General features: G+C 30.6%; 8 protein-coding genes, 2 tRNA genes and 1 pseudogene (1 of these 11 cut by a window edge). 3 read left to right on the top strand and 8 right to left on the bottom strand.

The window, feature by feature from the left end; genetic code table 11:
• Positions 1-393 precede the first annotated feature (393 nt).
• The 4 genes from A2255_02735 to A2255_02750 all read right to left on the bottom strand — a co-directional run bounded on the left by A2255_02735 (position 394) and on the right by A2255_02750 (position 6,036).
• Positions 394-2,286: a hypothetical protein gene (locus tag A2255_02735; GenBank protein ID OGI23223.1), complete on the bottom strand. Its 1,893-nt coding sequence runs from the start codon at positions 2,284-2,286 to the stop codon at positions 394-396.
• Positions 2,287-2,393: 107 nt separating this feature from the next.
• Complete coding sequence (locus A2255_02740; GenBank protein OGI23224.1) at positions 2,394-3,524, bottom strand: 7,8-didemethyl-8-hydroxy-5-deazariboflavin synthase subunit CofH; 1,131 nt, start codon at positions 3,522-3,524, stop codon at positions 2,394-2,396.
• A gap of 3 nt (positions 3,525-3,527) precedes the next feature.
• Positions 3,528-4,580 carry a hypothetical protein gene (locus tag A2255_02745; GenBank protein OGI23225.1) on the bottom strand — a complete coding sequence of 351 codons (1,053 nt, stop codon included), beginning with the start codon at positions 4,578-4,580 and terminating at the stop codon, positions 3,528-3,530.
• Positions 4,581-4,776: 196 nt separating this feature from the next.
• On the bottom strand, positions 4,777-6,036 hold the full coding sequence (locus tag A2255_02750) for a phosphomethylpyrimidine synthase (GenBank protein ID OGI23226.1): 1,260 nt from the start codon (positions 6,034-6,036) through the stop codon (positions 4,777-4,779).
• A gap of 185 nt (positions 6,037-6,221) precedes the next feature.
• On the opposite strand from A2255_02750, the gene A2255_02755 reads away from it, so the two are divergent.
• The 3 genes from A2255_02755 to A2255_02765 all read left to right on the top strand — a co-directional run bounded on the left by A2255_02755 (position 6,222) and on the right by A2255_02765 (position 8,019).
• Positions 6,222-6,296: transfer RNA gene (locus A2255_02755), tRNA-Arg, on the top strand.
• 145 nt (positions 6,297-6,441) lie between these two features.
• Positions 6,442-6,516: transfer RNA gene (locus tag A2255_02760), tRNA-Asn, on the top strand.
• 99 nt (positions 6,517-6,615) lie between these two features.
• A complete protein-coding gene (locus tag A2255_02765; GenBank protein OGI23227.1) occupies positions 6,616-8,019 on the top strand; it encodes a hypothetical protein in 1,404 nt (467 codons plus the stop codon).
• 125 nt (positions 8,020-8,144) lie between these two features.
• Here A2255_02765 and A2255_02770 read toward each other — a convergent pair whose 3' ends face one another.
• From A2255_02770 to A2255_02785, 4 genes and pseudogenes are all read right to left on the bottom strand, one after another.
• On the bottom strand, positions 8,145-8,432 hold the full coding sequence (locus A2255_02770) for a hypothetical protein (protein ID OGI23228.1): 288 nt from the start codon (positions 8,430-8,432) through the stop codon (positions 8,145-8,147).
• Positions 8,404-8,661 (bottom strand): hypothetical protein, encoded by a 258-nt coding sequence (locus tag A2255_02775; protein OGI23229.1) that lies wholly within the window; start codon positions 8,659-8,661, stop codon positions 8,404-8,406. The genes A2255_02770 and A2255_02775 overlap by 29 nt, the downstream gene beginning before the upstream one ends.
• A gap of 268 nt (positions 8,662-8,929) precedes the next feature.
• Positions 8,930-9,751, bottom strand: a complete 822-nt coding sequence (locus A2255_02780; GenBank protein OGI23230.1) for a hypothetical protein — start codon at positions 9,749-9,751, stop codon at positions 8,930-8,932.
• A 327-nt stretch (positions 9,752-10,078) separates the two neighbouring features.
• Positions 10,079-10,711 (bottom strand): annotated as a pseudogene (locus A2255_02785) (hypothetical protein); it runs 918 nt beyond the window's last position.

Raw genomic sequence — 10,711 nt, forward strand, 5'->3', positions numbered from 1 at the left:
ATTTTAAAACGCAAATCTGTCATTGCGAGCGAAGCGAAGCAATCCATTAAATAATGCTATAATTTGGATTGCCACGTCGGGCTTTCAGTCCTCCTCGCATTGTACATGTCACTTTATGTGTAAGTATTTTTTGTTACCTCCTTAATTACATCAATACAAATATCTAAAAAACCGGATTAAATATGTATTGACAGCATTTCTTATAATTTTTGGTAGTGGCACAATAAGTTCTGATAGCTAAAAGTTTTGTTAACTAATAACAAAGCTTTTAGCGGTGACATAAGTGCTAACGCACATCTTAGAATTTCAATCATTCAGGTAATCCCATGATTATCAAGATAGGGCGATGACCATCACCAAATTTTTTATTAAGTTTATGCCGAAAAGTAGTTTTTAAGAATTAAATATACTCTTTATAGCTTCAAAAATAGATTTATTAGTATTAACATCAATTTTTGGCAGGTTAGTATTTATTCTTTTATTTCTCGCCTGATCTTTTAGTGCTTCAATTTTACTGCTAAGTTCATCTTTTTTCTCATAATCAACGTTATATTTAAGGAAATTTTCAAACGATTCCGATGCATCAGCATAATCGCCCACCTTTTCGTAAATATTACCAAGATTAAAGTAAATATCAGCATTATAAGGACTTAATCTTATAGCTCTTCTTAATTCAACAATTGATTCTTTGTATCTTTTTCCTTCAAATAAAGCAATTCCTAAATTATGCCTGTAAAATGGATTATCGGGATCGAGGAAGCATGCTTTTTTAAATGAGTTAATAGCTTTTTCTAGGTTGCCCTGAACCTGGTATGCTAAACCAGTGTCATTATGTGCTGCTGCATTTTCAGGATTTAGTTTTATTGTTTGCTCTATATTTTCTATAGCAAGTTCCATATTTCCATCATTTTTATGTATTAACCCTTTTTGGTAATAAGCGTCTGCTAGATTAGGGTTTATGTTCAAGGCTTTTTCTAAGTAATATAAGGCTTTTTGATGATCCTCACTCTTTATGTAGCATATGCCAAGTCCATAGTATGCGTCACTGAACTCTCCATTTTTGTTTATTGCAGCTTCAAAATATTGTTTTGCTTCTTCTTGCAGGTTTTTAGCTAATAATAAATTCCCTAAATCAATATAAGCTGCTAAATACTCAGGATCTAACACGATAACCTTTTTATAACTATCAATGGCTTTTTCTATTAACCCAATTGAATCCATTGAGAATGCAAGATTATAATGTGTTGTAGCATTATTAGGATTTAAACTCAAAGCTGTATTATATTCATCTATTGCTTCTTTAAATTTACCAAGATGCGAATATACTGAGCCTAAGATTGCATGTGCTTGTTCATGATCCGGTTTTAGCTCAATAGCGGCTTGTAGGTCTATTTCTGCCATTTGATAATTTTTCTTTAAGAAATAAACATACCCAAGAGCATACCTTACATCAGAGTTATTGGGGTTTAGACTAATCGCAGTTTTGAATTCCTGTATGGCTTCTTCTAACCAACCTAAAAATCCGTAAGCTAGCCCCAGGTTATTGTAGGCTTCTATATTTTTTGGTTCAAATGTAATTACATATTTAAACTCAGCAATTGCTTTTTCGAATTTCTCCTGAGCGCTATATATTAATCCTAGGTAAAAATGCGCTTTTATATTGTTAAAATCTATACTCAATACATTTTGTAGCTCTTTATGTGCTTCTTCATACTTGCTGCTATTATAATATATTGTTCCTAATGCCAGATAAGATTTAGGATTTCTCGGGTTAATTTCAATTGCTTTTTTGTAATTTTCAGTAGCTAGTTCAATTTTACCTGTTTTTTCATAATTTAATGCCAATAAATAGTAACTATCTTCAAGATCCGGATAATTATTAATTAAATCATTTATTAAATTTACTGATTTATCATACTGTTGATTTTCAATATACATTTGGCAGAGCTGTACTAAAATTTCAGGGGTGTTTTGTGCTTGGTTTGTAGCCTGCTCAAGATATTCTATTGCTTTAGTCCACTGATTTGTGACTTCGTATACTTTTGATATTCCAACAAGTGAATTGATATTATTGATGTCAGATTGTAAGGATTTTTTATAGAATTCCAGGCTTTTTTCAAAGTTATTTATGCAAAAATAACAATCAGCTATTTTTTCCATTATGTCAAAGTCTTCAGGCATTAAAGCCAGGATTTCAGAGTAATAATCAATAGCTGTTTTATATTCTTTTTTATGTTTAAAATCTTCGGCTTTATTTAAACATTCTTGTGGATTCTTATCAGACACGATAGCCCCTATCAAAGTGTACATTTATATATATTATACAAGCAACTTAAAATCTGGCAAATAGCGGTATTATTTATATGAATGGTCTTTTTATAAGAAGAAATGAATTATACAGCTACCTGCTCTTTAAGATAGTTGTATAAAGTATCTCTTAGGACAGGTAATCTATTCTTCGACTTTATTAAGTCAATTAATTCCTCTTTTGATACTCCTCTTCCAAAAGTACCACCAGCCGCCAGGGTAATTCTTTCATCACCTAGTGTGCCTCCAACATCATTTACACCCCAGTCAAGTGATTCAGCAGCTTCTTCCATTCCTTGCTTTACCCAGCTAGCCTGGATATTTTGTATAGATTCTTTAAAGAATAATCTTGATATAGCAAGCATTTTCAGCCTATCATTAGCAGTTAGGGGACTAATTTTATCTTTTAACAATGTTTTATTAGCAATAAAAGGTAACGGAATAAATTCTGTAAATCCGCCTGTTTTATCCTGAATATTTCTTAAAACTTCTAAATGTTTAGCTCTATGGTAATTTGACTCAATATGCCCATACATTATTGTTGATGTAGTTGGAATATTAAGTTTATGGGCTAATTCAATAATCTCTACCCATTTTTTTGTATTTAATTTTTTGGGGCATATTTTTGTGCGGATTTCATCAACAAGTATTTCTGCTGCTGTACCTGGCATTGAATCCAGACCTGAATCTTTGAAATACTCCAGGATATAACTCAAAGACTTTCCACTTAATATTGATAGAAACTCTATTTCCTCAGGTGAATATGCGTGAATATGTATTTCTGGATGCCTGTCTTTAACCCAGGTTAATAGTTCAGCATACATATCTAAAATGTTTTTTGATTTTAAACCTGGTATTTTGAGCTTCGAATATAGTCCTCCCTGAAAACAGACTTCTAAGATGCCATTTTTTACGGCATTATAAAGCTGTTCTTCAAATTCAGTTAAATCTAAAGTATAACTTTCAGTCTCATTTTCAGAACGTCTAAAGCCGCAAAACAGGCAAACTGCTTCACAAATATTTGTGAAATTTACATTTAAATTGACAATATAGCTGACGTTATCGCCAGCTATATTGTTTCTAATTATATCTGCAGCATTTTTTATGGATTCTATCTCTTCTTTATCAGTAGTATCAAATAATAATGCTGCGTCGTTTACAGTTAATCTATAAGCACTCTCAGTTGCTTTAGTTAGTATTTTATTTATTTCACTCATTTTTTATTTTTTAGCTAACATATGTTGATAAATTTGGTTTCTTTGAACTCTGTTGGTTCCACCTTTTATTTGTCCGTCAACTGCAAGTCTAATTACATCAGCAAAGTCATTGTTTGCTAAGTAACCTAAGTTGCCAAGCATTTGTAATGCTTGTATTGAATTTTGGCTGGCAGTATCTGTCGCTTGAACTTTAGCCATTGTTGCATATTTAATGTTTGCTTTATTATTATCAATTAAATCTGCGCTGAAGTATGTAAGCATTCTAGCAGCTTCAAGCTCTGCGTACATATCTGCTAAAGTAAATTGTACACTTTGTGTTCCTGAAAGAGCCATATTATTTGTGTCTCTTACTTCTTTAGCTGTGCTGATTCCTGCAACAATAGAACTGTGTCCTATACCAATTGCAACTGCTGCTATTAAAGTCCTTGCAATGCTTAAATAAGATTCAAAATTGTCATTTACTACTGCAACACAGGCACTTTCTGGAACATCTATATTGATCTCAACTTTATTGAGTTCTATATTTGAACCCGCAATATTTTTTGTAACGTTGATAATATTGATATTTTTTTCTGAAACATTGAATACTCTGATTTGATTATTTTCATCTTGCGCAAATATTAAGTATTTATCAGCTGTTAAATGTTCTTTTCTAACTAATTTTTTACCTTCAATATGCCAGTTTCCACCATTATTTGTAGCTTTAGTTGTTAAGTCTTTAAGATTAGCTACACCTGGTTCAGCACATAAAGTAGCATAAATTTCTGATGAGTTTAATTCACCATTACCATATTTTGTTGTTAATTCTTGCGCTAATATTTGATCTACCAATACTGAAGCTGCTTCTGGTGCAACTTTAGCAATTTCTTCAATTGAAATTGTTAAGCCTAGATAATCATCATAAGCTGCTTTTTCTGATGGTTGATAACCAAAAGATTTATTAATCAGTTCTTTTACGATATTTTTTGTATTATCTGCCTGAATTTCAGTAATAGCAGCGTTTGCTTGTTTTTTATTTTCCAGATGTTTAGAACCTAATTCAAACTGTACTACCATATTAATTCCTTTTCTTAATTATAAACTTACTTGATTATTTAATAATTATCATGAACATAACAAATTAACTACAAGAAATAAACATATTTGTAATATTCTTTAGTGATTTATTATACATCACTATCTATTTACTGAAGTGCTGACGTACAAACTTATGATACTCCTTATTAATGCTTTGATTAAAATTTGCGATAAATTACAAATATTGTTTAACTAATTTCATACTACAATATTCTCCACACATTGTGCATGGGGAACCATCATTTATGTTCTCAAATACGTCTTTATCTATTGCATATTGTGCTTGTTTGGTCCAGTCTAAATTTTTTCTGGCTATAGACATTTCAAGGTCTTGCTTAATAGAATTTTTTCTTCCTTTTGCTACATCAGCAGCGTGAGCTGCAATTTTTGTTGCGACAATACCTTGCTTAACTTGTTCGATATCTGGAAGACCTAAATGTTCACTTGGAGTAACGTAGCAGAGGAAGTCTGCTCCATGAACTGCTGCAAGAGTTCCTCCTATTGCTGCTGTGATATGATCATAGCCTGGGGCTATATCTGTTACTAATGGGCCTAAAACATACAATGGTGCACCTTGAGTTAATGTTTTGATAGTTTCAATCATTCCAGGAATCAAGTTTAATGGGACGTGTCCAGGGCCTTCTACCATTGACTGAACACCTGCTTTTCTTGCTCTATTAACGAGTTCACCAAGAACTACTGTTTCAGAAACCTGTGCTCTATCTCCAGCATCCGCCCCACATCCAGGTCTTAATCCGTCACCTAATGAAATGGTTACGTCATAAGTTTTAGCTATTTCTAGTAATTCATCATAATATTCATATAATGGGTTTTCTTTTTGATGTTTTGTTATCCAGCTAGCTAACATTGAGCCACCACGACTTACAATACCGGTCACTCGCCCTTGCTCTTGCAAGGTCTTTATTACATTTTTTGTAACTCCGCAGTGAACGGTAATGAAATCGACCCCATCTCTACAATGTTTTTCAACTGCTTCAAAGATCTTGTCTTTTGTGAGTTCGAGAATGGATTCTTCATAGTTAATTGCTTCAACACCTGCCTGATATATAGGAACAGTCCCGACAGGAATTCTTGATTGGGCAATTATTTCTCTTCTTGTTTCATCAATATATTTTCCGGTGGATAAATCCATTACTGTATCAGCACCAGTTTTTTCAGTCATTCTTAACTTATATATTTCTTCTTCGGTAGTGCTTCTTTGATTTGAAGTACCTATATTGGCATTTACCTTAATCGATAATCCTTCCCCAACTCCTATTGGAATTACATTGGTATGATTAATATTTTTTAAAATTACTATCTTTCCTTCAGCAATTTTTTTAATTAAGTCTTCTGTTTTAATATCCTCTTTTAAGGCTATAGCTTCCATTTCTGGAGTTAGCTCATTGTTTCTTGCAGATATAAGTTGAGTCATTTTATTACCTTTATTATTTTGTTCCCAATCTCAATACTGAAAAATGATATCAGAATAATAATACCACTTCAAATTTTTATTTCTTTTCTGATTTTGCTTGCTTAGAGAAAGTTAGACTGAATTCCTGAAAAATTTTGACAATATGTGATTATTTGACTATTATTTTATTGATAAATTTATTATATGCCCACGTAGTTCAGTATGGATAGAACGCAGTCCTCCTAAGACTGATGTCACAGGTTCGAGTCCTGTCGTGGGCATATCTTTTAGAGTTAAGGATACATTGGTGTTTACTTTGCGTCATTTAAGTACATAAACAAATAATAAATTTTATTTTTCTACTTTACATAATTTTTTCTAGTTGCTATAATACGAATTGCAAGTTGAATAAAGCAATAATAATGATCCCCGGTAGCTCAATGGCAGAGCATTCGGCTGTTAACCGAAGGGTTGTAGGTTCGAGTCCCACCCGGGGAGCCATTTAAAAAGAGACTGTTTGAAAACAGTCTCTTTTTTGATATATTTATGAACAGATGGGTTTTAACATACAATCTACTTGAGTCTTGAGGAACAATAAAAGTGAAAAAAGATTTAAACATGTCAGATGATTTTTCTCTTTCAGGAATATGGTTTTTACCTGAAAATGATAAAACTCTATCAGGAGATTTGAATTATCTAAATGGTGAAAAAATTAGCTTAAATGCGTATTCTCTTGGTAAAATTGAGGACATCAATAATTTTTTTTCAATAGATACTTTAAAACCTAATGTTTCTAAAATAGATATAATACTAGGGCAAACTAATGAAAAAGGTCTTGTAACCTTATATGACTGTTATAATATTAATTCCGGAGTCTCAGTCTATAATGATAGCTTATTAAGCCCAGTATTAACACGTTTACCTTTTAATGCAGAGGCTATACTTATTGGTAAACATTTTGTCAAGAAAGATGATATTACGTTCGAAAGTATTATTATAGAATTTACTAATCTAAATAGCTGGGCACCATTTTTAGGACATAAACGCAAGCTTTTTTTTGATAATAACAATAAGTTTACAGGTATAAATTTTAATTACTCTTTGCCAGATGATATTAAGATTGATCTTGAAAATGGCTTAAAATTCAATGTTTTATGCTCTTTTAATTTGGAAGACTTTTCTAGGGATAAAAGAGTTTTTAATTTTGTAGAAAAAATTAAATTAGAAATAGGAGTAAAAGAGCCTAAAAATTTAGATTTTTTTATATCTACAATACATAAATTAGAAAGATTTTTTACTCTTGCAATGCTTATGCCTATATATGCGTTATCAGTAAGGGGAAAAATCAAAGAAAATCATAGTAATGAAAAAGTAGTAAGAAATATAGTTGAAATATTCTATAGGGCTAATAAGATTCCAGCAAATTTTAACGAGAGAACTCCTAAGGAAATGTTATTTACATATGATGATATTTCTGAAGATTTAAAAACATTACTTGATAACTGGTTTGCAAAATATGAACTGTTAGAGCCGATTTTAAATCTGTATTTTAACGTTGTTTATATTGAAGAATCAGATTATATCAATAATTTTTTGAATTTAGCTCAAGCTCTAGAATCTTTTCATGGTAGGATATATGGAAAAAACTGTAATGAAAAGACTGGATGTAAATATAAGCATTGCGAGAAAGTAAATAAGACTAAGAATATTCCCCTGATTGACAGATTAAAATGTCTATTAATTAGACATAAAGAAAAAATTGAAAAGGTAATTACTGATCTTGATGATTTTGCTAAAACTGTTAGCTTTAATAGAAATTATTATACTCATTATGATAGAAATGATCCAAGAAAAGTCAAAAAAGGAGTTGATTTATTTAATCTGACAAACCAAATGAAATTCTTATTTCAATTATGTTTGCTTTCAGAGATCGGTTTAGATGAGGAAAAAATCATTGACTTATTGTCTGGTAAGAATATTTATCGATCATATTTTCAAATATAATCAAATGAAATTAAGCGATCTTTAAAAGATTTTTTATTTTTTCAATATAAATATTTTGCAGAATAAAAGTTATAAACTTATCAACTCAACCGGATTTTTCTATATATTTTAAAAACGCTTCTAAATTAGAAGCGTTTTGGCCATTTTCTTGATGTATGAAGAACCCTAAGAATCTCAATGTTATTATCTTTTACCCTGTATGGAACAATGTAAGGATAATCGGGAATAATTAGCTCACGAGTTCCAGTCACTCTTCCTGCTCTGCCTATTGCAGGATTGCGAGGTAAAAGTTCTTCTATTTGATTAATTATATAAAGAATAATGTTAATAGCAGCTTTGGGATTATCGGTGGCTATATATTCTTCAACACTTTCTAAATCCTGTTCAGCTAGCTTTGTCCACCGAATTTGCACGTTTTTGCTCCCATTTCTCTTTTATATTTTCGTGGCTTGAGAATTTTTCTTGATCCGCCTGTTCAATACCTTCTTGAATAGCTTCAATTTGCCATGACTGAGTATCAAGATATTCTTCTATTGCTTCTAGCGCCAGAAATGTTTTTGTCCGGCCTGTAGACTGAGCGAGTTTTTCTAACTTATCTTTTGTTGTATTAGGCAATCGTAAAGAAATTAATTCCTTTGACATAATTGTACTCCACTGTAATACATGTATATCATTGTAATACATTTTTAAATTTATTCAAGTCTTCAATTTCTTTAGATAAGTTAAAAGTTCTAATATTGTCCAATATGGGGAGTTCTTAAAAGCCCAAGTCGTTTCAGGCTAGGGCTTTTAAGTTGTTTATGTCTCATAATATGTTGGATTCTTATATTCAAGTTAATTTCCTGATAATATAATAAATTATATTTTTAAGAGATTATTTTTATGGATTATTATTTAACACAAGAAGATTTTAAAAAACAGTTAAAGGAAAATATAGTACTTTTAACGAATTCGTGTCGAACCCATCTTTTCCGAATAAAACTACTGGAACAGTTTTAAATAAGATTTTAATATCTTTAACTAATGACCAGTCCTTAGAATACTGATATTCCAGGTTTATAACTTCATCGAATTTTTTTATTTTAGACCTGCCACTAACCTGCCATGGCCCAGTTAAACCTGGCTTCATAGCAAATCTCACATAATGCCAATTCTTATATTTGTTAACCTCAGAAGGTAAAGGAGGTCTAAACCCTACAAGACTCATCTCCCCTTTAATTACGTTAAATAATTGTGGTAATTCATCAAGACTATATTTTCTTAGAAATTTACCGATTTTTGTTATTCTTGGATCATCAAACATTTTAAACATTAATTCATTCGTTTGATTATACTTTTTAAGCTCCTGAAGTTTTTCTTCAGCGTCTACATTCATACTTCTAAATTTATAAATATAAAATTCTTTTCCATATTGTCCAACCCTTTTTTGTTTAAAAAGGATAGGACCTTTTGAATCAAGCTTTATAGCAATAGCAATAGCAAATAATATTGGAGAAATAATAATCAATCCTAAAAGTGTGCCGCTTAATTCAATAAATCTTTTAATCCAACATTGAATAGGTTTTTCTTTAGAGCAATCTAAGTTGATAGAAATTTTAAAAGGATTTTTCTTATAAGTCTCGCTTTTTTGATAACACTTTTCTAGGAAAACAATAATTTCTGGAGAAATAGCACTAGGTTTCAATTCTTCAATTATGCTTTTACTGCAATTATAATAATACTTTCGCCTCATCGATCTGTTATTCTTCTTTTGTACAGCTAACTTTTCATAAACTTCATGATTCTTCTTTCTAATTAAATGCTAAACAAAAAATTAATTAACTAAATTTACCAACTAAATTAATCAAACTTTACAAGTGTTATAAAGCTATTTTCTTAACAGGAGTTAGGCAAAGTAACTTGAGGATATAAAAAATACAACATCCTCATTTTTGTTTTATCGAGATAAAAAGTTCTATTATTGTCCAATACGGGAAGTTCTTTTTTTTAGGAAATCACGAAGAGTTTCACGAGTATTAACCTGAAATATTTGTCCTTAAATAAAAATAACTATAAAAATTCATTGCGCCAACGGCATTATTTTAAATGAAATATTAATACCAAAAAACTTGATATTCATTCTCTGGTTAATTTTGCTTGTTGTTTTGTATATTTCTAATAAAAATGGAATTTTTATTAGAAATATCTTCCGAATATTCGTTTTTTGAAAATTGACAGCCATATTATTTTTACAAACGAATATCTCTAGATCAGTTAATTCACGATTTTTGTCTTCATTAAAATAATATAATTTATGTTCTTGTGGAAATTTTTTATATAAATTTATCAAGTGCTTTTGAAAACCTTCTTCAAAGTGATTTTCTTGCATTACTTCAAATAACCTGTTCTTGCCAGAGTTTTTACTTAATATATCAACAGCTATATTTATCAATTGTTCTTGAGTTTCACTAAAAATACCGGCTTCATTAAAACTATCCAAATCATTTAAAGGAGTTTTAAGAGCTAAAGAAGGTATATTATATTTTGCTATATCAAGTAAAGCAGTAAATGAGGAAATAGGGAAGCTATCAATTGCCAGATCAGATATAGCGAGATATTTTTCAAGATTTTGGTGTTCTACCCTGCCAATTGCATTTATCCTTCTCTTGGAGTCAATAAAGGCTTTATACCAACTTTCTTCATCTTGATCTGG

This window comes from Candidatus Melainabacteria bacterium RIFOXYA2_FULL_32_9, assembly GCA_001784615.1.
GTDB lineage: Bacteria > Cyanobacteriota > Vampirovibrionia > Gastranaerophilales > UBA9579 > UBA9579.

Coding starts and splice junctions, on each gene's coding strand:
- A2255_02780 (OGI23230.1), bottom strand. CDS start 9,751: ATGAGGCGAAAGTATTATTATAATTGCAGTAAAAGCATAATTGAAGAA.
- A2255_02750 (OGI23226.1), bottom strand. CDS start 6,036: ATGACTCAACTTATATCTGCAAGAAACAATGAGCTAACTCCAGAAATG.
- A2255_02745 (OGI23225.1), bottom strand. CDS start 4,580: ATGGTAGTACAGTTTGAATTAGGTTCTAAACATCTGGAAAATAAAAAA.
- A2255_02775 (OGI23229.1), bottom strand. CDS start 8,661: ATGTCAAAGGAATTAATTTCTTTACGATTGCCTAATACAACAAAAGAT.
- A2255_02740 (OGI23224.1), bottom strand. CDS start 3,524: ATGAGTGAAATAAATAAAATACTAACTAAAGCAACTGAGAGTGCTTAT.